Here is a 23,457-nt window from a genome sequence, read left to right as displayed (position 1 = left end):
GCTTCTTCGGTACCTTGAGCCCCTCGCGACGCCAGATGCGCTGCACGCGGTCGCGGCCAACTTGCCAACCGCTGGCCTGCAACAGCGCCGTGATGCGTCGGTAACCGCCTTGATGGCATCAATGATGGTCGTGACTCTTCAGGGCATAGCGCCTCTACTTTATCCTTGCCGCCTCACTCGTAGGGCGCCACAAATGGCGCTCCTACGACTCTATAAAAATCAATCACTTACAAAGTCCCGCGCCACAGAAGCCGCCGCAGTCGCGACAAACTAACTGCGACTCGCCTTCAACAGCGCCAAAGTTGTTGCGGCGGGTCATCCGCTGCTTTCTGGACTGCAGAGTCTTTGCGCGCGCCTTGCAATTCCCCATGATCAAGGCTCCAAGAGATTTCCAAAAAGATGGAAATTTCTTATCTACGTCCCACAATGAACGACATGGCGCCTTTTAAATCGCCTGGTCATCGTGAACCATCTCTGTGATGCACGTACTTGCGTGGGCAGCAAGTCTTCTACGTTCGCTTAATAGCGCTCCAGCCTGCAGCGGCATACTCGCCCTGACATCTGGAGTGAGTCATGAGACCTGCCCGTTTGTGCGCCGCGTGCGGCTGCCTCTTCCTCGCACGCCCCCAAGTGCCGAAGCAACGATATTGCTCGGCCTCCTCGTGCCAGCGGGAGCGCAGACGGCGCTGGCAGAAGCAGCATCTCCGGACGGACACCGACTACCGGGACAACCAGGCGCGAGCTCGAGCGAGGTGGACACAACGTCACCGTGACTACTGGCGCAGCTATCGCAAAACCCATCCCGTCTATGCCGAGCGCAATCGGGTCTTGCAGCGGGCAAGAAACGATCGACGACGAGCGATTGCAAAGATGTACGCGTCAGCTCCGAAAACGCTTCTGCCTTCAGGCACTTATGTGCTCCAGCGCGCGTCCGAAGACGGGATTGCAAAGATGGACGTCTGGAGGGTCCAGATCGTAGTACTGCCACCACCGCGCGCGCCATCAAGAGCTGATTGCAAAGAGATGATGTGAGGCACGGTCTGCCGCCACCTGCTAACGTGATCTTGTGCGCAGCCCCGGGGAAGCAAACCTCGCTTCCCAACATGGAAGAGCAGCGCCACTCGTTAGCCGGTGCCCCGCCATGGCAATCGATCAGTACACCAGCGCTACTCCGACCGCGCCTTCCGCGCTTCGGGCTGCGGAGTACGTGCGCATGTCGACCGAGCACCAGCAGTACTCGACCCAGAACCAATGCGACAAGATCCGCGAGTACGCCGCTTCACGAGGGATTGAGGTTGTCCGTACCTATGCCGATGAAGGCAAAAGCGGCCTGCGGATCGACGGACGGGAAGCACTGCAAAGCCTCATCCGTGATGTCACGACCGGTCGCCCAGACTTCCAAGCAATCCTTGTCTATGACGTCAGCCGTTGGGGGCGCTTCCAGGATGCCGACGAGAGCGCGTACTACGAGTACATCTGCCGGCGCGCAGGCATCCAAGTCATCTACTGCGCTGAACAGTTCGACAACGATGGCTCGCCTGTCTCGACGATCGTCAAAGGCGTCAAGCGCGCTATGGCGGGCGAATACAGCCGCGAGCTCTCGGCGAAGGTATTTGCTGGGCAGTGCCGTCTGATCGAACTGGGCTTCCGGCAAGGTGGTCCCGCCGGCTTTGGCCTACGCCGGGTGCTGGTCGACGAGCACGGTCTTATGAAGGCGGAGCTCTACCGCGGTCAACGCAAGAGCCTGCAGACCGATCGTGTCGTCCTGGTGCCGGGTCCTGAGAGCGAGGTGCGCATTGTCAATCTGATCTACAACTGGTTCATCGACGAGTCCATGAACGAATTCGACATCGCCGCGCGACTGAACAGCATGCACGTGCGCACCGACTTGGACCGGGACTGGACTCGAGCAACCGTAAGGGAGGTGCTCACCAACGAGAAATACATCGGCAACAACGTCTACAACCGTATTTCATACAAGCTGAAACGTGCTCGTGTCGTGAATGCCCCGGACATGTGGATCAGGAAGGACGGCGCCTTCGAACCGATCGTGGCGCCGGATGTGTTCTACACAGCCCAAGGAATCATGCGGGTCCGCGCACGGAGGTATAGCAGCGAAGAACTGATCGAGCGATTACGCAACCTATATCGGAACCGGGGCTTTCTGTCCGGCCTCGTTATTGACGAGACCGAGGGCATGCCATCTTCCGCGGTCTACGCGTATCGCTTCGGCAGCCTGATACGAGCCTACCAAGCGGTGGGCTTTACGCCTGATCGGGACTATCGGTATCTGGAGATCAACCGCTTCCTGCGACAACTGCATCCGAAGATCGTCAACCAAACAGAGCAAGCCATTGCGGATCTAGGCGGCCTGGTCTTCCGAGACCCTGCAACCGACATCCTGGACGTCAACCGGGAGTTCACCGTATCGATTGTTCTGTCGCGCTGCCAGCCGAGAACGAATGGCGGCTATCACTGGAAAGTGCGGTTCGACACGAGCCTCCTGCCGGACGTCACCGTGGCGATTCGCCTGAACAAGGCCAATGATGCGCATTTGGACTATTACCTGTTGCCACGCCTCGACTTCGGCCGCCCCGGCATCCGTTTGGCCGAGCGCAACGCCATCGAGTACGAGAGCTATCGCTTCGACACGCTGGACTATCTGTATCACATGGCTGAACGCGCAAAGCTGAGACGAGCAGCATGAATACGCAGGCACAACCTGGCGAGATCAGGATGATCCCTATCGACCGTATCGACGTGATCAACCCACGTGAGCGGAACAGCAAGGTCTTTGACGAGATCGTCGGGAACATCAAAGCCATTGGCCTCAAGAAGCCAATCACTGTCACGCCAAGGGCTGCTGCGGATGGCAGCGAAAAATTCCTTCTCGTCTGCGGTGAGGGACGGCTCAAGGCATTCCGCTCGCTAGGGGAGACGACAATTCCGGCGATGGTGGTCCACGTCAGCGACGAAGACGCGTTCATTATGAGCCTCGCCGAGAATATCGCGCGACGCCAATGTCGCCCCCTCGAGTTACTGGCAGGTATTCGCCAGTTGCGTGACAGCGGTTACACACCCAAGAAGATCGCGGAGAAGACGGGCTTAACGACAGCCTATGTACAGGGGGTCCTGACATTGGTCCAGCATGGGGAAGAACGTCTGCTGATTGCGGTTGAGAAAGGAACGATTCCTCTTACAGCCGCGCTCGCCATCGTTGGGGCCGGCGACGACGACAAGGCAATCCAAGTAGCCCTGCAGGAGGCGTACGAATCTGGAAAGCTGCGCGGTAAGCAACTAATAAACGCGAGACGCGTTATCGAGCGACGGCAGACACTGGGAAGATCTGCATCCCGCTACATGAGTGGTAGGCGAGACGACGTGACCACATCAAGTCTCGTCCGCACGTATGAAAGCGAGGTCGAGCGACAGAAGGCGATGGTACGCAAGGCGGAATTCGCACAGCAACGGCTACTGTTTGTTGTTGGCGCTCTCCGACAATTGCTCGCGGACGAGAACTTTGTGAATCTGCTGCGCGCGGAATCACTGGCTACGCTACCGAAGTATCTTGCCGAACGTGTCTGGCCTACCGGGAGTTCACCATGACAAGCATCACTCTAGGCTTCGTGCCTGAGCCGCTTGTCGTTCCATTGCCGCGCATTCTCCCTTCCCGCAGAACTCCGGTGGGCCTCACAAGCACCCGAAAGTTCAAGCAGATTCTTTCGTCCATCGGCGAAGTGGGCCTGATTGAACCCTTGACCGTAACGGCAGTGGACCAGCAGTCGGGCAACCACATCTTGTTGGACGGGCACATTAGGCTTCTCGCGCTACACGATTTGGGCCACGACAACGCCTCCTGCCTGGTCGCCACTGACGACGAGGCGTACACCTACAACAATCGCATCAACCGACTGTCGACCATTCAAGAGCATTTCATGATCCGGCGTGCCATTGAGCGTGGCGTCTCGCTGGAGCGTCTCGCGAAGGCTCTTTCCGTCGACATCTCCCAGATCGTCAAGAAAATGAACCTATTGGATGGCATCTGCCCCGAGGCTGTGGAGTTGCTGCGAGACAGACAGTTTTCGTCGGAGGTCGCTCGGGCAATTCGAAAGATGAAGCCGACGCGGCAGGTCGAATGCGTGGAACTGATGATCGCTGCCAACAACGTCACCGTCGCCTACGCTGAGGCTCTACTCGTCGCCAGCCCAGCGTCACGCTTGGTTGATGGCAAAAAGCCGCCCAAACTCATAGGTGTCACTCAGGAGCAGATGGCGAGAATGGAGCGAGAGATGAGCAACCTGCAGGAACAGTACAAGATCGTGGAGCAGACTTACGGCCAAGACGTACTCAATCTCGTGCTCGCCAAGGGATACCTTGTGAGATTGCTCGATTGCGACCCGGTGCGCGCCTATCTACGCCAACACCAGCCTGATCTCGTACGCGAGTTCGAATCGATCCGCGACGTTGTTTCACTTGAGCAATAGCATCTTTCTTTGGTGTCAGCAGATGCCAATGGATCGTGGAAGGTCTCGAATCGATTAATCTTGGTGGTGACCAAGACTCTGAATCGAGTGCTGTCCGCGGGTTTAGCTAACGTCGTGCTGGCCGTCTGCGTGATGGGACACCTCGTCGCCGGCAGGGCGGAAGTCAGTGACGCCGTTGAAGTGGCGAGAACAATTGCGATCGCTACGTCAGCGGCCAGCCTCCCGCAATTCGCTAGCGATCTGCGCGTGACGCTCCAGGTGCTTGGGATGTGGTCGCGATGCGGTATCTGTCGGCAGACGCAGCCTCTTCCCATGAAGCTTTCCGTACTCCGTACGCTGCAAGGCATTCGCGATTTCGATTTTCATTTCGGGATTGATCCACAAGAGACCCAGATCGAAGAGCGTGTGAATGTCTGCGCGCAGCAATAGTCCGTTGTCGCACCGGTTCGTCTCGTCTCCCTTATAAGGGATGATGTGGGCCGCCTCGAGTATCTCCTCCATGGCGCAGCCCGTGACGGCGCACCGCTTCTCATATGCATTGAGCAGGGCTCTTCTGAACGTCCCTTGTCCGCGACGCAGAAACACCGCACGCAGTTCTCGCTCGCGCGCGTCGCCCTCGGAAGTGATCGGCTCGGCGAGTTCCTTGGCAGCCACCAGTTCGGCGCGGTCGATCGCATCTCGAGGTGTTGGCTGGCCTAGGCTCGTGGGTGCCGCTTTGTACGGCCGGCGCCCGGCGGAACCCCGTGATGGGGGCGCCGTCCGGTCTCGCGAGAATGTTGCCGTCGTGCTCAAGAACGCTTCCAATGCATCGAGGCTCGTGTCTGCTGCCACGTGGAATTCCAGCACGTAATAGTCATGGCCATGCGCATTCTTCAGCGTCTTGCTGATCCCGAGGCCTTTTCCCGTGCGTTTCGCGAACACAGTGAAACGGACAACGACGTGTTTTTGCCGGGCGAAGAGTTGGACGTGCTGGAAGTGACGTTCTTCCTCGATCGGGTCAAACCTGTACTCCACGAAGTTCGTAGCCCGGTTGATATAGCCTTGGTAGCCACCCTCATAGCAGCCATTCATCAGCTTGATGATTCGCCCGAGGTTACGGGCCGCATCCGGGTGCTTTCGGATCCATCGGTCGGCGTTCGGACAGGCTTTCACGTTTTTGCTTCTTTTAGGTCTCGCCATTGCTTTTCCCCAATGCACGAACTGCCGTTTGGCGGCTCGATGCCGTTACCGTCAAAATACGGCCCTCGTTGAAGCATGACCCGGGCCGCCCAATGTTGTATGCAGACCGATGATGCGACGCCCACTCCCGGCGATCGAGTGACCGCTTGCAGATGCGGATTCGACCGGTCGGGAGCCAACCAGTAGAAGTCAGCTACCGACCCACAACTGCCCCTCAGCTACGGCGGAGTTCTACGGCCGCTTCCAGGGATGAAATGGCCATTCACGCGACCGTATTGGCCATGAGGATGTTGATAGAATAATTCCACTGCGGTTAAACAACAGGAGCGACTATGGATGAAAAAGGGACGGCTTTTGTTTCATACGCATGGGGAGGAGAACTTGAAAGAAAGGAGTGGCTGCGCGACGATATTGTGCAAGTTCTTTCATACGATTTTTCCGTTTTCTGGGATCGCGACAGCATCCCGTTCGGCGAAACGCCAGACGAAGCCATATCGAGCAATCTAGCCAAGCGGCCGGTCGTCGTGCTGTGCATGTGCGACCAAGCATATATTGCGTCAGCATCCAAGGCCGACTCAGGGTTACGCAGTGAACTTGCAATGCTGGCACAGATTGCCGGCTCGAAAGACGTACGCATCATCCCGATCATTCTCGACCGCGAATGCATTCCCAATCTTCCTACGCCACTTGCCGGAAGGACATATCTCGATCTGTCCGCGTTATATGAAAGGAAACTTCAGCTGGGTGATGCAGTGTTAGCTGTTGCAGCCGGAGGGACACAGGCCCAGGTAGCCGCATTGTTGTCTCTTCGGCTTCGGCAAGCCGATATGCGAGATCGGGCAAGAGCGTATTTCCATGATTCACCGAAAGAATTTCTTGGCAGTGGCCGTACCCATGTCGTAAGAGACAACCAAGGACAACTTTTACTTCCACCGAAATGGATGTGGGAAAGCAGCATTTGGAAACGCAGATTGTCAGAGGAGAATGACCATTTTTGCCCATCCAAAGGTATTTGGGACTGGCGCAACGGGACCGCTTCTACCGGTATGTGGGCCTTGGGAACAGCCGCATGCGCGGCGTTTTTCCCAGACAAAACCGGCATCGACGACATCTTAGCGATCGAGCGAGCAGGTCTTTTGCTCGCACAGCACTGTATTTCATTTGTCGAAGAAGGCGAGCCGCTACCCATTGCATCGGACGATCTATTCAAATCATTAATCAACGAAGAAATCGACGTCCTTGATCGACTCCTACCATCGCTAGCAAAAGTCGACACTTAATAACCTAACCGGTAGCTCCCACCGTCAAGGCTCATGACCTCGGCGCCGAGGCCATGAAACTTATTTCCAGCTTACCCACATGAAGAAAGACCGAGATCTAGACGAAATCTACTCAGAAACGTGGAATCGCCGAACGGAAAGGCTCGAAAAGCTCGGCCAGGCAACTTATGAAGAATTTCTCAGCTCTGATCATTGGGCTCGTATGAAAGAAGTTGCTAGCGGTCGACCGAACTATAAGAAGTGCGAGTTCTGCAGCTGTACCGATGTGGAACTCCACCACACGAGCTACAAATGGATCGGAACAAAAGATGAGCTCCGGAGCGTAATCAGTCTATGCAGGCAGCACCACGAGGAAGTGCACGCGCTGGCCAAAGCACAAGGCGTCTCCGTTCGCCTTGCCACCAATGAACTTCGCCGAAAGTACAGACCTGACTATAGGCAGAAGAATCGGCTCCCCAGCGGCGCCTCATAAGCTGAAGCGAGTACTTAGTCTTCTTCCTAGAGCGTGTTATGCACATTGAGTCGGATACGGCAGTGGACCGAGCCGCGGATAGTCTCATCGCGATTGCGTTCCTAACGCAGTACGCGCCAGAATTGAATCCGGTGGCGGCAATCTGGGCCAGAGTCAAAAGAGTTTAATCGCGCGCAAATCCGAGGCTGCCGCCCACGGTCCTTTATCAGATTGCGCCGGACCATCAGCTTGATCTGCCAGACAAGGAGCCCGAATTGGCGACCGTGATCCTGAAGCGGCCCGCTGGCGCCAGGGGCCGCAGGAGGGCGGTAGGTGAGGTGAACTTGACAGCGTGCGGACGAGAATGTGTACAAAGATTAGGGAAATAATGTCGGTACGATAATTTCCCTAATTTCGATACAACCATGAACCCTTTGATGAGTCCCCGTGCCCATGGTGCCGGCAGCCCCCGCCCGAACGGGCCGGCCGCCGCAAGATCCACGAGGTGGTGCACGTCTCCATTGTATCCCTGACGGATTGAAGCGGGGATTTGGACAGTTTGGGGCTTACCTCGCCAAGATTCTCGAGTGTGAACCGGTGCTGCCCCATCTGCACCAACACCAGCCCGACCTTACGCGCGAGTTCGAGTCGATTTGCGATGTTGTTTCGCTGGATCAATAGCGTGCAGTCACCACGCTCCTTGCGCGGCTGATTCCTCTGAATCAACCACATTCGATACGGCAGCTAAGTCAAGCCTCTTGCTCGTGACTCTACTGAGGGCAATCTCGTATGCCCCAGGGAGCTGCAATCATTTCTGATGTACGTGCTCAAGCGCATTCCGATAAGGCTGCAATTGCAGGCTAGCACCGTGCTCCCTCCAGCCTCGTTGTAGAAATTTACCGCTCTTTCCAGCCCTACCATCGCTGTATGCGCGTACGAGCTCAAGAGAATATCATGCTTTATTTTTTTCACGAGGAATGAAATCATGCACTCCAAATTTTTCCGCCAATTTTTTTCGAAAATCATCGGCCATTACCGCCTCTCCCGCTCGATCAAAAAGATGAGTATAAGATTTGAAACGCTTATACGCCTTGCGTGCCTGCCCGTATTCGATCGCTTTTGATATAAGAGATACCCCAGCACTCGCTTTAACATCAAAAGCATCAATGGCCGCCTTGGCCACCTCTCCGCCCGACACCTCCGAGGTCAGGAGATTCGGCTTCTTGAAATTTGACTCGCAGACTCTCCTCCAGTCTGAATTAAACCCGTGAACCAAATCTTTTCGTTCAGCGTAACTCGCACACCCTCTAAGATCAGCCTCAAATTTTCGCCGCATTGAGCGAATTTCTTCCATTTCCCTCCTTAACTTCGCCAGACTTTCATATGGCGAAGAACCGACAGCATGCAAGTCCACAAAAAATGCAAACACCGGAGGAGTTGCTTCAATTTGATCCTGGAAAGGCTCGTTTGTGAAGAAAGCAACTTCACTCAAATCCTTTCCAAACTGCCCCTTGAGTTGGGCAAGCGTTCTAACGATAAAATCGTTGGTGTGGCGGTACTTATCAAGAACCTCAATGTCACGAAGAGAGTTGGGAAGAAGAACGGTTGCCCCGCTGCGCTCCGCCATTTCTTTACACGCCCCCCACTGCCATAGGCGCAATAAATAGAATGAGTCGGCCGTATTCGCCATATGGCCATCAGGGTCATCATCCAAATCAAGCTTTCCAAATAAAGGCTGGTGCTCAAGGAACCACTCTCTACTATCTTTCTTAAGATCCTCTGCTGCACGGTCAAACAGCGAGCACTCATATGTAATGCCTGCCGGAGACAGTGTTTCCGCATGAATAAGATCTTTAGAACGAACGACCTCAACAATACTTCCATCGGGATCAATCAAATCGAAGAGCTTTTTATTTTGCGAAAAATACCCCTCCGAAACGACCACTTTGTCATATAAAGCATAGGCTTCTAGGAAAATATTTACGCGAGAAATTGCCTCCGCCGTCATCTGGCTGTAGATCTTTCCAGAAAAGCAATCAAATGCATCGAATGCCCAAAAAGTTGCCGTTGCCTTTGAGTGATGGAGATCGCTATTGGGGTTGGAATTCATATGCACAATCAGTCAAAAGTTAGATTACCGAGGGCAGGAAGGCCAACATCCTCAGGACCTGCACCCACTAGATCTTGTTTATAAAACGAGCAGGGCGCTATCCCGCGTTGGTCAAACCGAAGCCGACGCCTCGCTCTGGCATTCCTCGACGAATCCATTCCTCGTATTCGACCAGGATGTTGGTCTCAATCGCCCAAACGACCAACAGCACATTGACTGCGGCCACCACCACGATCATCCAAAGCCATTTGCGCTCAAGCCGGAAAGCGAGCGCCAGCAGGACGGACACTACGGAAAAGATGTCTAGAAAATGCGGTGTCAGTCCGACGTGGTTCACGCGCTCGAAAGCTGCGCGATACAACACGTAGACGATGGACAGGAGCGCCGGCGCAGCGGCAATCAAAGCCAAGAGCTTATTTCTCATTTCGAAGGTGTAAAGGTTCGGTCGGGTATTGCCTCCCCGCTGCCGAAGTACCCGTTCTTGCCCCACGTGTAGGGATGCAGGTAGACCTCGGTCGAATCGTTGGAGATTTTGACGTGTTTGTCGCGGGACGTGGAGAAGTAAGCGTACCCAGTTGTACCGGTGGTCTTCACGCCCTGTGCGTCTGCGAAAGTCTGTGCGGGCGTCCAATCGCGGCCCTCACCGGTCTTCCCTGTATTGCAGCCGTACAGCACCAGTGAACCGGTTTTAGTCCAGGGCAGCTTCTCTAGTTGCGACACTTCCTCCCGAGCAAGGGTGCCGTCGCCCGTTCCTGGGATGGCAGCGAACTCGAGCCCGCCGCGACCACCCTTCGGCTTGCTGGCATGCGTGAACAAGTGACCTTCAGCAACAACATAGCCTTCGTCCTTGGCCAGCTTCATCATGCGAGCCCAGGCAGCGCGGAAGTCCGCCTCTGTGCGCACTTCCGTTGCCACAAAGGTATCCTGTGCTGGATTCCAATCCGAGCGGCTCTTTATCTCGCGTTCTTTGGTCTCCGAGGCACGCTTGAATGCGTTGTCGGCTGTGTAGTAGTAGATGGAGAAGTAGAGCTGCTTCGATGGAACGCGAATCTTGATGGCGTTACGGTCCTCGACTGGCGTCAGCGGGAGTTGAGCGGAATGGACGGGGCTCATCTCTCTTCGTCCGTCAGAATATGAATCTCAGCGGTCTCGGCTTGGTCGCTGCGAACGGGCATCGTATGCCCGGACGCACTCGTGATGCCTTCGACGGTTCCGCCTGACCACGTCATCCTATAGCGCTTACCGGCCAGAGGCTTCTGGGTTTCCGCATCGAGCAACTGCGCGCGCTGGTCATAGGCGTGTGTCGCAAAGGCCATCGGCTCCGCCGCTGGACCAGCAGTCCCAGAGTTGCTCGAGCCATGCACCTCGTCTGCGACCATGTTCACGCCAGGTGCTATCAGCCGTGGCTTCTTCGGGCACTTACACAACACGAGGTCGTTGTGCCGGGCCACCGGAACGCCCTGGACGGTTTGGATGGGGAAGGTTTCGCCGGTGATTTTCCCGGTCGATTTGCACGCGGGGCATGTAGCAACGTCGCCCCACAATGCGGCGGCCTTGCCATCAATGGTCATGAATGAGCCACCGCCGCCGGTAATTATTACGCCTCCCGTTGTCGTTCTATCGCCGATGACTGCGCACGCTCTCGACATAGAGCTTACCTCCGTAACACCGAAATGACCGCCGTCCTGTAGAGCAGACGGCCGACACTTTGAGGTAGCTTCGTAGAGACAACAACTGAATGTTGTTCAGACCTGTTCTTAGCGAACGTGAGTGATGTGGCTCTATGGCGCGGGGCGCTGCGGAAGAATGCTTGTTGCACCCGGTGGCTGGAGGTGGACACTCACGTGTCGCTATGGCCAAAACCACTGTATATTCATCCAGCACCGAAGACAACCGCATCCCATCAATGATCGCTGCCTCGATGCGGCAACTACGACTCCAGACAGACCGTCGACCACTGCTCGTGGCGCCTCGCATTGGTCAACAACCACGTACCTGTATGGGCTCGCTCGAACCAAGATGATGCAAACACGACAGGTGCTACGCATGCCCTTGCCAATTCTGGGAGACGACCATGTGGCCGCAGCCCCGACTCGAGCGGGTGGCAGGGAGGAAGCGTTACGGCTGGTGGGGTCGGGCGACGCCGCGGTCGTTGAACTGGACTACGAATCGGGCTGGCAAGACGCGGTAGAACTGGGGCGACTCGGCCGGGCAGTTGGCGTTCGTGTGGAATTCCGTGGTCACGAGAGCATTGCAGTCAAATCACCATCGGCTCTCGTGGCTGGATTAGCACGCGCAAAAACCACGTTCCGGCAACGAAATCTCTACTGCCAATTTGACCTGAATCTACTGCCCGCGGGCCAACTGGAACAACTCGAGACAAAAGCCGAGAAGCTTGGCGATTACATTCTTGGCGGGCACTTACTGAGAGAGATCGATGCGGTTTGGTCCGGGTAGTTCCTCTGACCAAAAACACTCCCTGCGGCCGCCTGTCGGGAATCATCCGCTTGTAGCATCGTGGTCGGTCATTTCACATCTGCGGAGTCCAATGCACTTGCTCTTAGGACGGCTGAGCCGGTATGCGATGTAGTCGTTCAGGACGTCCGGCATCCATTGACGTTCATCGTCAGGTTCTCGTAGACCAGGTCAACTGCGCAAGTTGCCACTCGTAGCCGCTCTTCCTTGTATGCAGCCCGGGAAAGCTCTCATTGATCATACCTCTTCTTGGCAGGCCTCGAAGAGTAAATCTAGAAGACTGACTCCATCCATTCCTGCGGAAGTCCACGGCGGAGTTCTTTCATTATTGCCCATGCTCGACGTATGTCGGGATGTGTCGCCGCTTCCAGCGATGGGCCTGATTGGGCCACCTGCGTATCGAACAAGTCAGACCGTCGCGCCCTACCCACCGCAGATTGCAACCAGACGAGATCGGGAATCAGTAGGCGGTCTAGTCTAGGCAACCGGCTGGCGATCGCGAGCCCGGCGGGATCAAAATCCACGAATGCCACCACCGACTCACTTCGAGCTTCGATCACTGCGCCAGCGTCTGCCGTGTTGAAGAGACGCTCACCACGATAGATGGCAAGCGTGGCCATTCCCTGATAGTCAATCCAACGATACTTCGCCAAATTGCGGAAAGTCTCCAGGTTCTCGACCACCAGCAGCCGCTCACACTGAACACCAATAGCATCTTCGACAGTCAGGACAATGTAGCCACCATCCGGGCTAAAAAGCTTGTTGCTCCCAAGACAACAATCTCCGAAAGCGGCCTTGACCGCAACGGAGTTCCTATGCGGAGACTGGCCAAAGCTCTTCTCAGAGATGCCGCTAAATTCAATGGTCTCAGCCCTGCGCGCAGGCTCATCTAGTCTTCGTTTCGCAATACCGAGATTGTCGAGGAATTGAGCGGCGCGTTCCCAGTCGTCCAACGCATATATGACCTCTCGGCCGACAAGCTTGCCGATGCCGTATTGGGCCGAGAAGAACTCCGCGACATCACTTCTCCGGCGAGCAGGTTGTTCCTCCACAAGTCGCTGCAGGAACTTCGCTTGGTTGGCGTTCAGGCTCATGCCGCTCTTGCCAGGATGTCGTCAGACACCTCGTTGGTGGTTTGAATGCTGACATCGCTAGCTGCCACGAATGTCAAACTCATACCTTCGATTCGCAACTGAATTGAGGCATAGAGCAACCATTCCTCATCGGTCAGATACTCCAGCTCCGCCTTGTTCGCTTTCCAGCGCCGCAGCGCGATTACGTCATGAGTCTGACGTAGCTCGACAACAAGAGCTTCGATCATGACGTCGTGTGGCTCCATTTGCTCAACAACGATTGCAGTCTCAGCCCCTTCTTCTAGCAGCGCCAGCGGCGCAGCGCGTTCAACGGCTGGACGCGGAACGACGCGTGGTGGCATGCGCTTCATAGCGTCAAGTAGAACGGCCTGATCGGTGCTACTTGGGCTTCGTACGTCAATGTGTGCCTTGACCCGAATGGGGTCTGCAATGAATAGCGCCTGTGGCGCGTTCGTCAGCGCCACGTCAAAGCCAACCGACGTTTTGTTTTGGCGCAACCAATGAGCGACTCGACTGAGTTTACGCACGCGCTCTTCGAGCCGGCGCGCTTTGAACAGTGAACGGTTGATAGTCGCTTGCGCGTCCTTGATCTGCGAAGTCCATAGGAGCAGCCGCCTCAGCAGCCGCGACCTTACTATCGAGCGGACCTGCGGCAAACCTGCAACGACAGCATCTGCTTCGATCTGGCTAAACAGGGAGTCAACTTGCGCCATTTCATTCAGCGCCTCGCTGATCTCGTTGATGTAGTACTTATTTTGGCGCAGCTTTGCTCCGAAATTCCCGACATCACCATACTGCGTAGAAACCAGCGTGTGCAATAGTGCAAGGTTGCGTTCGATCGAATACGAAATTTCTGCGACCACATCGTCGAACGAGAAATAGAGCTGGTCCCATACGACCTCATCGCCAATGCTCTTTGCCTCGCGCATCTCACGCCACAGCGATCTTGCTTGGTGGATCAGGCCAGCCAATCGAGTGAGCGTCTGGAAGGCTCGATAGCTCACGAGATAGTCAGCAATAAAATCGCGAAGACGAGGGTTCAGTCGATATACGTCCTCCTCCAATGGCTTGAAGGCTTTCATCGTCGAAAGCGTGTCAATGCGCTGGTTGCGGTGACGATCGCCTAGCTCGACCTCGCCATGAAACGCTTCGGCAATCAAATCCGAGTTCTGTGCGAGGGAGCGCAGCAGTCGCTCAATCTGATCCGGGGCCTCAGACATCCACCACTCCGTCGATGATTTGTTGCTCGTCTTCTACTTCGTCGTCCACCCGCTCCGCGACGATGGCCTCGTGTTCTGAGATGTACTCGATGACTGCATAGAGGTACTCGATCTTTCCTGTGATCTGGTAGACCTCGGAACTCGCATTCGCCAGGACAACGTAGCCGTCCTCGCGCAAGTGCTCGAAAAGTTTCCGGCAGTTCTCACGAATGGTATGCCTCGGGTTAAAGCCCTTGATCACCGGCGCGAGGTTGTTTAGTTGGCTTTCAAGAGAAGCGCTTTCGATAACGAGGCCCTCCACCTTCGACAAGAGGATGAATTCACCAGGGCTCAGATGAATCTCCGTGGAATTGGCTTGCCGCACCATATCAAGCAGTAAGACTGCGGGGCCATAGATGTCCCGGAATCGCCGAAGCTCCTCTTTCACCTTGCTAGTCATCGAGGTTGAGATGTCCTTTGGCGCCATGAAATAGGCACCATCCTCCTCGTTGATCCTTACAAGACGGTTCCCCAAGTCACCTAGCACCGATTCGACCCGAGCGCGAATGGCAGGATCACTCAATGCGTTATGCTCAGTCGGGAAGCTAACGTCACAGACAAAATTGCCCGCTAAAAGAGCCTTCAGAACCTGGGCGATCATCAAGATGCCTCCGACTCGATGCGAGCTGCACTTTCGGCTACGTTGGAGTGCGCTGGCGGCGGGACAAACATCCGAATAACGCCCCGATCTTCGAATTGATAGCGTTGCGCGAATTTTCGATAGTGGCGCACGTTCAGCTCGGGTGAGGCCGTGATAACGTCGATGCGGTTGTCCCGCAGCATGTCCATGAGCGCGGTGAAATTCGGGCCGTCGAACTTGCCGATTTCGTCCGTCACCCAAGCGATGTACACGTCTTCCTGGCCGCGAATCATGTTCAACATGCCGATGAGGAGCGTAATCAAGATTATGGACGTCAGCCCGTTCGACGAGACGTTCTCAAGCTCCGATTCGCGACGAAACGTCTTCGGAATACCATTCTCGCTCACACTACCCTGCAGCTGGACATGGGAAGCAAGGTTGATCTCGATTCGGCCGCCACCTCCTATTGCATTGGCGAAGTCTTCCAAAACAAGATCGGCGCTCCCATCAGGAATCTGGGTTCGATGTGAGGTGCGCCCCAATGTGAAGTGGTTCTCGGCAACAAACTGGCTCACTTTTTTCAAGCGATCCATGAAACCAAGATTTGAGAAATCGGTCACTATCTCGAGTCGCAGATCCTTCACCCGAGGGAACTGTGTAACGGCAGTCAAACCTTGCTTTAATCGGTTATTGAACTGCCTGACCAATGTCTCGAAACCGAGAATGTTCCCATGGAAGCGCTCAACTGTGTCAAGGATCGCTCGTAGCGTGTTGTTGAGGTTGCCCACAATCTCGCTTGGGATCCCGTCGTAGCGATTTGCGAGGATGCGCGCCTTGTCAATCTTGCTTTCCGACGTGCTCTCGCGCAGGCCCTCCTCAATGTACTGCTTCACCACGTTCTCACTGCCGGTCAACGCGTTGTATACGTGGAGATAAAGTTGCCCGACATTGCGCTCCGTTGCGTTGCGCCGACTAATTGCGGCAGAAACTTTACCTGCCATCTCAACGGCGGACATCATGGGGTCGAAGGCTACTGTTCTCGTCGCTGCATAGCCCTCCATGTTGTCTGTGACTGAATTGAGTTTGTCGCACTCCCCCTGCAGATTAGTGATGCGCTTGGATACTTCACTCGCGCGAGTCCGATATTCCTCGGCCGTACGCCGGCAGGCCGCCTCGTGATCCTGTGCAGCGCGATCAGCGGTTGAGTAGGCCTTTTCCGCTTGCTGCTGCTGCGCCTTGAGCTGTTCCAGCTTGGCATCACCACGCGTTTCGATCCACTCCTGCCACTGACTGATCAAGCTTGCGCGAGCCTGAATCTGCCTCAACTCGTTGCCGATATCTCGCTTGCGCTTGTTCCAAACTTCGTTCTTTTGAGGATCCAGACCTGCTTCTGAAAGCCGCTCCTTGGCACGAGCATCTAGCGCTTGCTCAGCCCTAACGCGGTTGGCAGCGATCGTCTTCCGCTCCGTTTCATATTTGTCCCTCTGTACTTTGCGACTGGAGACGAGATCGCCGGACTCTTTCTCGAAACGGCTGATAATCGCGCGCTTTTCGTTGTCGGCAGCCTCTTTACATTCAGCTACCTCGGCTTCTTTTGATGCGAGCTCTTCTTCCAGTTGTCGTTGGTCTGTCTCAAGTCGCTCACGCTCAGTTTTACGGGCGGAAGCAAGTTCGGCGGTTGCCCGATCTAAAGCGATGTTGGCCATCTCCCGGTTTCGGTCAGCTAACGAAACGGCGATGCCTGCATCGTTGAGCTTCTGAGACGCCCCATCAAAGCGAGCGGCAGCCTGCTCTAACTCGGCGCGCAACTCCTCACAGTGCAGGTGAACGAGCTCCATCTCCCTCTTTGCAGAACTCAATCGCCCACGAACCTCTTCCTCATCGAGCCAATCTGGCAACCGGACTACAGCCAAGTCGAAACTCCACCCGTACGCGGTCAAATCATCATTTACGGCATCGAACACGGGCTTGAGGTCGTCGCGATGCAGTAGCTCTGGTGAGATGATTTTGGAAAGGCTATCCCACTCTTCGCTTGGGCGGTGGCGCAGAGCGGCGAGGAGACTATCGGGCACAGGCGTTAGCTCTCGCTCAATGTCCGCCACTAGCTGCTTGGCAGCGTCGAGGCGGTCAATCTCTGTCGCGAGATCTCGCTCAACGTTGTCAAATGCAGTCTTCGCTGAGAGCTTGTCACGTTCGCACGTAGATTCTTCCGCGCGGGCGTCGCTGTGTATTTGAACTAACTCATTCAGCTTGGCACGCTGTTCCTGCACCTCTCGACGAAGTTCTGGCGGGCCGTCAGCGTGCATGAGTTGCCCCGCAATGTTCGCGACTCCACGCCGAAATGCGTGGATCGCTTCATCGAGCGCATCGCGCCGGAGTTCGTTCTGCTCCGCGGCAGCATCCAGTGAGGATTGTCTGCGAGCATCCAGCTCCTCTTTTTCAAGGCTATAGCGATCCTCGGCATCTTTGCTCCGAGCATTCACGGCTTCAATCTCGCTCTGCTCCGCCTCCCGAAGAGCTGCCTTCAACCGTAGAACTTCACCCTCAATATCCTGCCGGACTTTGGTCCGCGCCCCCTCGTACAACGCCTGCTCCGCCGCGATCTGATCCAATTCGGCGTTCAGATTTGGTATGTCTTCTTGTCGCCTAGCCCACTGCCGTGCCTGATTCTCCTCCAGGTGGTTTTTGAGGTACGAGCAGTCGTCGTGCCCTTTCTTGACTTTACGTAAGCTATCCGCAGCTTCGTTGGCAACGTCCTGCAGGAGTTTTCGCGTCGCGCTTTCTGTCTCTTCCGCCCCCGCACGTGCCGCCTCAAGTTCCGCCTGAAAAGCCACTGCCACTGCAAGTTTGGAAGTCTTGTCCGCCAGCAAGCCTTGGAGCTCGGCAGCGAGTAAGCGAAGCTCGCCTTCCTCGCGGTGGAATTGATCGATTGAGGAGCGAATCTCTGCAACCTTCGGTGCTAGCTTTAGTGAACTTTCGCAAGCGCGACGGTTCCTTACCCAATCACTAATCTCGTTCTTCGTCTGCTTTAGCAGCAACTTGTTGCGATCTGCAGCGCCACTCGTTCCAATATCTTCCTGGACCATGCCAACTGCGACCTGGATAAGATCGGCGAAACTAACGTGTTTCTTCACGACGGCTGCAACGAGACGGTCGAGGTTTGGCATAGCTTTGGGGCCGAGCGAATAATCTCGTGCGTACCCCCTCAATTTCAGCGCATCCTTGTTGCTTGCCCTGAGATTCAAGATCACCGAGCGATAGTCTGCTGTTGATAATTTCGGAGTGCAGTTGATCCCCATCGAGCGGGCGGAATCTACGGAACCCTCGTCGTCCAGGAAAACTCCATCTGCACCGACGAACAGCTCTCGTCGAAAGCCACTTTCGAACAAGCGGTACTCCGCTGCCTCCGGATTGTCCTTACGCGCACGCATCACCACGAGTCGAACATCCCTCTCCTCCGAGGGACCGCGTTGATACTCGAAAGCGATAGCGCTTTCGTACGTGGACAAAATGAAACGAACCATTGCCTGGTGACCATCTCCCGACGAAACGATTTGGCTAGGAAGATGTCCGAAGAACAACGGTACCAGTCGCAGAGATGTCGTCTTGCCAACACCATTCTCCCCGACCACTGCGGCACCCCCACGGGGATCAATCTCGGAGAAGCGCTGGGATGGAACGAACTTATTAGTCCCCGTGTTCACCAGGACCATTCGCCTGAGTCGATACGCCATTAATTTGCCTCTTTGTTCTATGCGACAGACGCCTCGCGCTGCAGCTCCGCCAGGCTAACTTGTTCGCCAAATACCTCTTTCACAAGGGGCAAGAGATGATCGTGATGCGTGAGGAACAGCACCTGAGTCTTAGCGGAAAGGTCCCGCAGCGCCCGCAGACCCGCTTTCGCCCTATCGTTATCGAAATTGATGAACAGATCGTCGGCAACAAAGGGCAACGCACCCTTGCTCTCTATCTGTAACTCCAGGGCGGCAATGCGAAGAGCAAGGAAGAGCTGATCTCGAGTGCCTTCGCTGAGTCCAGCCACCTCGACTATCCTCCCGTTACGGCGCTTGGCGTAGAGCTTTGGCGGGTCGACCTCAGCATCAACCGTGAGCTTGGAAAACTCGCCAATTGTTAGTTCCGCAAAGATCTCACCAGCGCGCTTTAGCATCGGCCCTTGCCTCTGTTCTCGGTATCGGTCCGTTGCCCATTTGAGGAGTCGACTAGCGGTCGCTGCTTCTAAGTACTGCTCAGCCACCTCACCCATTGTTGTAAGGGCTTCTTGCCTCTTTGCTTCAGCAAGCGCCGCATTCGCCTGCCCGTTGATAGCCTCGAATGCTTGCTTTACGGTGACCTGCTTTTGTATAGACGTGTTCAAGGCGTCGCCTACCGCAGCCAAATCTTGTTTAGCTTTCTCGAGAAGCGCCGGAACCTGGGCGATGTCGTACTCCGAAACCTCGATAGCAATCGCTTCCTGCGATAACCCATCTCCGTCCCGAATGATGGTCGCCTTCGCATGTTCGATATCACGAACGATGGCACGATGTTGATCGGAACGCTCTGCAAGCGGCAAGGCAGACTCAATCGACTCGACGCCTGCCAGTTGAAGTATCGGACGCACTCTTGCCTCCGCACCGGCAACTGTAGTCTCGGCGTCGATCACCTTTACTTTCGCCTGCCTCACTGCATCATCGGCGCGTTCGATGGCCTTGCTCACCTCCCTCGCACTAGCCAGTCTTGCTGTCAGTTGGCGAGCTACGTCGAACCAGTTTTCTAGGGTCGATAATTCAGGCGCCAGCGCATCGGCAAGTCTTCTCCCTTCGGCCTCCAGAGCCAACAGGTCGGCGTTCATCGCGAGAATGTGATTCTTTGGGTCTTCTACAGCAGCGAGATCTGCTGCGATTGAATTCGCGACTTCAACAGCGCCTTCCGCGGCGGCAAGCGTCGTTGCGACTGCCGCGAGCTTTGCTGCTTCAAGTGCGTCACGCCATTGCTCCTTCCAGCCATCGTAGGCGGCTTGCGCTAGCGTCAGCTTTCCTTGTGCATTTGATCGCGCCCGTTCAACTTGACGCGAATGGTCCGCTAGACTACCCATTTGGGCGACAGCCCGCTCCGCAGACTGGATCCAAGACTCAGCGGTCGCAATAAGCACCGGAAGGTCATCAGACTCCTCCCCGAGCGAAACACCGCGTAGAGCCGCAAGGAGTGCTGTCTGGGCAGCAACGCGCGTGGTGCGGACATCCTCCAGCTCGCGCTGCTGAAGTTCGAGGCCACCTTGCGCGACGAAGACCGCCTCGCGCAATGCGAGCCAGGCGCTCATATCAGCCAATGGCATACCAGGAAGGCCTGCCGCAAGTGCGATGCGCTCCCACTCATCATTGCAATCGGCCAGCTCTCGCTCATGCTCACTCAAGGATGCCTCTTTGCGGCGTAGCTCCGCCTCGGCCAACTCAATCCGTTGACGAAGCGCCTGAAGCGTTGCGGCAGCCTGTGTAGTGCCCAGCTGGGAGTCGACTAGCTCATCTGCCAATCGAATGGCACCGTCGAGTACCGGGGCTCCAGATTCAATACTCAAGGTCCCCGCCTTAATCTTCCCCCACGCACCATCGCGACTCGCTCGGGCAGCAAGGACCTCTGCCGCCGTTACGACCTTGTTGTTTTCCGTGAAGTGCTTCTCTTGGAATTGGAGTGTCTCGAGGTCCCCGCGAGCCTTATCCAAAGCCTGGCTAGCAGCAGCTACCGAGCCCGCCCGCTCACTCTCGTCCTTTTGTAGCGCGGAGAGCCTCGCGAGAGAGGGTAGGTCAAGCGCACGAAGCTCTTGAACAGGTTTGCCCCATCTACCCAGTTTAGCCAGCGCCTCATTCAACGCGCGCTCGGCTGCCGCGACGGCGCGCCCTAGAGACTGCTCCTTGGCGTCACTGCCCTTAAAGCCTTGTGCCGCCGATAGGGCGGCGCGGAGTGTTTCAGGTATCGCAATGATGGTGAGCAGGCCCGTTTGACCCTGCAACTCCGCAAGATCGCGCTCTTTCTCATCCAGGGCCTCTTCGGCGCTTATCAAGGCTTGATGCCGTGCGCCGTGTTCTCGAAGCAAGCAGGTCACCGTCCTGAGCGCCAGTGCCGTGGGCAGAGCTGCTCGCAGGCTTACCTCGTCTGTAGGCCAATCGAGTTGTGCTGCGGCGCCAGCGGCGGCGGTAAGGTAGCGCCCAACTTCAGCTTCACGCAACGGAAGGTCTCGCTGGTGGGTTAAACAGGCATTGCGTAGCTTTTCGAGGGCTTCAATTTCACCTGAGAGTCCGATGACATCGCTATCCGCCTCCAGGGCGTCCCGCTCCGCTTGCTTAGCCGAGAGGTCCTGTCTTCTTTCCGCTAAGACCCTCTTGTCTGCCGCGATGTCACCTTGAGATTTCAGCAAATCAGAGTGCGCCGCGGGGGATAGCTCCACGACTTCACCCATCGACTTAAGCGTAGTCTCCTTCGCGATAAGCTCCGTGAAGGTCGGCGCTAATCGCCGGACACGCTCAAGTCTTGAGCGCAACGCGTCCAGTCGAAGCTGTTCGGAGCGAGCCTGTTCAATTTCTTGATTGACCGCATCGAGGGCCTCTTTTCTCTCAACCCAGTCACGAGTACGGACCTGAGCCATCTTTAGTTCAGCCGAGGCGTCGTTGAAGGAGGCTTCGGCCAAAGCAAACTCACTGTTGTTGCGTCGTGGCGCCCAAAGTTCACCAGCTCGAGACTCCAAATCCTCTCGAACCGTCCCCAAGCTCCGCACCCCTGCAGCGGACTCGAAAAGGAGCTGCCCCAATTTGTCAGAAGCGTTGAGAATGCTCTTGCCGCCCTCAACCAGGCGCTCGTGATCAAGCCCGAACATTTGCTCAAAGAACTCTTTACTCGCTCCACCCAGTAGGGCCGCGAGATAGTCGTCCGGCAATTTTTCATCACTGGGCGAACGGAGCGAATTGCGCCCCCTTGCTCGATGGAAGACAGTCTCTCCTGCGTCGCTTTCCAAGACGCCGCCGAGGCGGAGCTCCGATGTGCCATGAAGAAAGTCGAGAGGAGTCTGCAGCTTCATGCCAAACAGAAGCTCAGAAATCGCCGTCCGCAGTGTTGACTTGCCAGCTTCATTTGGACCTACGACGACATGGAAGTCGTTGGCCACCTTCGGAAATGAGAGTGCTGTGTCCGTGAATTTTCCGTACTTGAATAGGTCAAGTTGCTTGAGGCGCATGAATCATTCCCCCTTGGCCAAACGAGCCAGCAACACTGGCCAAACATGTTGAACCAGTGGCTCCAGTTCACCAGATCGGGCCAGCGAAAGTAGAGGTATGTCCTCCTTCACCTCGCTGCGGATTTTTCCGACAAAAGGTCGCAGGTCGCGCTCGAGCAACGCAAGAAACTCAGGATCGAGCGCTGCCACCTCCAATATCTTCTTTAGCTCTGCCAAGGCCTCAAGATGCTCCCCTTGGGAAGCAGCCACCTCCAGCGGTGAGGTGGCCAGTTTGACTTTCTCAAGCCAAAGTCTGTCGTTTCCTATGACGCCAATTTGATTCAGTACCTCAGCACGTAGTTGCTGAGTACGTCCGAAAAACAAGCCGTGGGCGGGAGTTCTCCCCGAGACGGTAACTCGGACAGCTCTGGGGACATGCCCATCGAGAGACAGAAGATCCTCCAGTGCAAGACCAACCTTTCGCGACAAGTCAGCAATGGAAGTGCAATCCTCGACGTCAACCAGGATGCTCTCCCAACGCAAGATGTCGAGGTATAGGCGATCTACTCTCGTGTGGTTGTTCTCTACCGTCACCAACACGGCACCACGTCGGCCCGTCTCGCGAATATGCCTACCCTGCAGATTGCCAGGAAAGACGATAGTGGACTGCTCTGACCACTGCTGAAATTCGTGGACGTGACCCAGAGCCCAATAGTCATAACCTTTTGCATGGAGCTCCGCGCGAGAGCACGGGGCATAGGTCGCATGAGCTGAATAGCCCTCCAGGGCCGTATGCAAAACACCAATGTTGTAGTGCCCCGCAACCGGTTCCGAATAGCCCAAAGCGAGGTTTTCGACTACAGCCTTGTCTTTGAAACTTTGCCCATGCAGCGCCACCTTCAACTCATCTAGGATATGAATTTCTGGCTTGCGGTGGCTAAAGACTGTGACGTTTTCTGGCAGAGTCAACCTCTTCGTCATCTCGCTCTCGGCATCGTGATTCCCCCAGATGACGAATACTCGAATACCTGCCCGGCGAAGTCGCCCCATCTGCTGACCAAAGAAGATACCTGTGTTGTGGTCCTTCCAATCGCCGTCGTACAGATCACCAGCAATAATGAGGAACGCGACCTCTTCCTCAATAGCCTTATCCACCAGCAGCCGAAGCGCTTCACGAGAAGCATTGCGTAGCTGGGCCACCGGAGCGTCGGCATAGGCGCTGAGGCCGTGCAATGGGCTATCAAGATGAATATCTGCTGCGTGGATGAATTTCACGCTCCCTCCCTCCAGTTACATAGCTGATGTGCTGGCTCTATAACGCGCCGCACCACGTGGTTCGGTAAG

General features: G+C 55.9%; 16 protein-coding genes and 1 pseudogene. 5 read left to right on the top strand and 12 right to left on the bottom strand.

The features are described 5' to 3' along the window. Positions 1-106: pseudogene (locus R2N11_RS21255) on the bottom strand (IS3 family transposase); the annotation flags it as partial. A gap of 1,035 nt (positions 107-1,141) precedes the next feature. On the opposite strand from R2N11_RS21255, the gene R2N11_RS21250 reads away from it, so the two are divergent. The 3 genes from R2N11_RS21250 to R2N11_RS21240 are packed head-to-tail and all read left to right on the top strand — an operon-like array spanning position 1,142 to position 4,484. Beyond that, positions 1,142-2,707, top strand: coding sequence for a recombinase family protein (locus R2N11_RS21250; RefSeq protein ID WP_059038805.1), 1,566 nt, complete (start codon positions 1,142-1,144; stop codon positions 2,705-2,707). Then, a complete protein-coding gene (locus tag R2N11_RS21245; RefSeq protein WP_059038804.1) occupies positions 2,704-3,606 on the top strand; it encodes a plasmid partitioning protein RepB C-terminal domain-containing protein in 903 nt (300 codons plus the stop codon). The genes R2N11_RS21250 and R2N11_RS21245 overlap by 4 nt, the downstream gene beginning before the upstream one ends. Beyond that, positions 3,603-4,484 carry a plasmid partitioning protein RepB C-terminal domain-containing protein gene (locus R2N11_RS21240; RefSeq protein ID WP_059038803.1) on the top strand — a complete coding sequence of 294 codons (882 nt, stop codon included), beginning with the start codon at positions 3,603-3,605 and terminating at the stop codon, positions 4,482-4,484. Before R2N11_RS21245 ends, R2N11_RS21240 begins: the two co-directional genes overlap by 4 nt. Before the next feature lie 207 nt (positions 4,485-4,691). Here the strand turns inward: R2N11_RS21240 and R2N11_RS21235 are convergent, their stop codons facing one another. Then, positions 4,692-5,636: an HNH endonuclease gene (locus R2N11_RS21235; protein WP_316682286.1), complete on the bottom strand. Its 945-nt coding sequence runs from the start codon at positions 5,634-5,636 to the stop codon at positions 4,692-4,694. 359 nt (positions 5,637-5,995) lie between these two features. On the opposite strand from R2N11_RS21235, the gene R2N11_RS21230 reads away from it, so the two are divergent. Continuing rightward, complete coding sequence (locus R2N11_RS21230) at positions 5,996-6,943, top strand: toll/interleukin-1 receptor domain-containing protein (protein WP_316682285.1); 948 nt, start codon at positions 5,996-5,998, stop codon at positions 6,941-6,943. 1,403 nt (positions 6,944-8,346) lie between these two features. On the opposite strand, the gene R2N11_RS21225 is transcribed toward R2N11_RS21230, so the two are convergent. From R2N11_RS21225 to R2N11_RS21210, 4 genes are all read right to left on the bottom strand, one after another. Continuing rightward, a complete protein-coding gene (locus R2N11_RS21225) occupies positions 8,347-9,504 on the bottom strand; it encodes a hypothetical protein (protein ID WP_316682284.1) in 1,158 nt (385 codons plus the stop codon). 97 nt (positions 9,505-9,601) lie between these two features. Further along, entirely contained in the window at positions 9,602-9,913 is a 312-nt protein-coding gene (locus R2N11_RS21220; protein WP_157078769.1) for a hypothetical protein, read from the bottom strand. Positions 9,914-9,924: 11 nt separating this feature from the next. Next, a complete protein-coding gene (locus tag R2N11_RS21215) occupies positions 9,925-10,617 on the bottom strand; it encodes a hypothetical protein (protein ID WP_316682283.1) in 693 nt (230 codons plus the stop codon). Continuing rightward, positions 10,614-11,153 (bottom strand): PAAR domain-containing protein, encoded by a 540-nt coding sequence (locus R2N11_RS21210; RefSeq protein WP_083501395.1) that lies wholly within the window; start codon positions 11,151-11,153, stop codon positions 10,614-10,616. Before R2N11_RS21210 ends, R2N11_RS21215 begins: the two co-directional genes overlap by 4 nt. A gap of 397 nt (positions 11,154-11,550) precedes the next feature. Between R2N11_RS21210 and R2N11_RS21205 the strand changes: the two genes are divergently transcribed. Continuing rightward, entirely contained in the window at positions 11,551-11,961 is a 411-nt protein-coding gene (locus R2N11_RS21205) for a PHA-granule associated protein 4 (RefSeq protein WP_316682282.1), read from the top strand. A gap of 290 nt (positions 11,962-12,251) precedes the next feature. Here the strand turns inward: R2N11_RS21205 and R2N11_RS21200 are convergent, their stop codons facing one another. Genes R2N11_RS21200 through R2N11_RS21175 form a run of 6 tightly spaced genes read right to left on the bottom strand, consistent with a single transcriptional unit; the run spans position 12,252 to position 23,388 of the window. After that, positions 12,252-13,073, bottom strand: coding sequence for a DUF7281 domain-containing protein (locus R2N11_RS21200; RefSeq protein WP_316682281.1), 822 nt, complete (start codon positions 13,071-13,073; stop codon positions 12,252-12,254). Further along, positions 13,070-14,293 (bottom strand): hypothetical protein, encoded by a 1,224-nt coding sequence (locus R2N11_RS21195; protein ID WP_316682280.1) that lies wholly within the window; start codon positions 14,291-14,293, stop codon positions 13,070-13,072. The genes R2N11_RS21200 and R2N11_RS21195 overlap by 4 nt, the downstream gene beginning before the upstream one ends. Further along, entirely contained in the window at positions 14,286-14,936 is a 651-nt protein-coding gene (locus R2N11_RS21190; RefSeq protein ID WP_157078768.1) for a condensin complex protein MksE, read from the bottom strand. The genes R2N11_RS21195 and R2N11_RS21190 overlap by 8 nt, the downstream gene beginning before the upstream one ends. Then, the gene (locus tag R2N11_RS21185) at positions 14,933-18,625 is read right to left on the bottom strand and encodes an ATP-binding protein (protein ID WP_316682293.1); all 3,693 of its coding nucleotides are present in this window, start codon (positions 18,623-18,625) and stop codon (positions 14,933-14,935) included. Before R2N11_RS21185 ends, R2N11_RS21190 begins: the two co-directional genes overlap by 4 nt. A 38-nt stretch (positions 18,626-18,663) precedes the next feature. After that, on the bottom strand, positions 18,664-22,134 hold the full coding sequence (locus tag R2N11_RS21180; RefSeq protein ID WP_316682279.1) for an ATP-binding protein: 3,471 nt from the start codon (positions 22,132-22,134) through the stop codon (positions 18,664-18,666). Between the two features lie 3 nt (positions 22,135-22,137). After that, positions 22,138-23,388 carry a metallophosphoesterase family protein gene (locus R2N11_RS21175; RefSeq protein WP_316682278.1) on the bottom strand — a complete coding sequence of 417 codons (1,251 nt, stop codon included), beginning with the start codon at positions 23,386-23,388 and terminating at the stop codon, positions 22,138-22,140. Positions 23,389-23,457: the final 69 nt, after the last annotated feature.

The organism is Ralstonia flaminis, assembly GCF_958415495.1.
Lineage (GTDB): Bacteria > Pseudomonadota > Gammaproteobacteria > Burkholderiales > Burkholderiaceae > Ralstonia > Ralstonia flaminis.
Note: the sequence above shows the minus strand (reverse complement) of the source record. Positions and strands in the feature narration are given on the sequence as shown.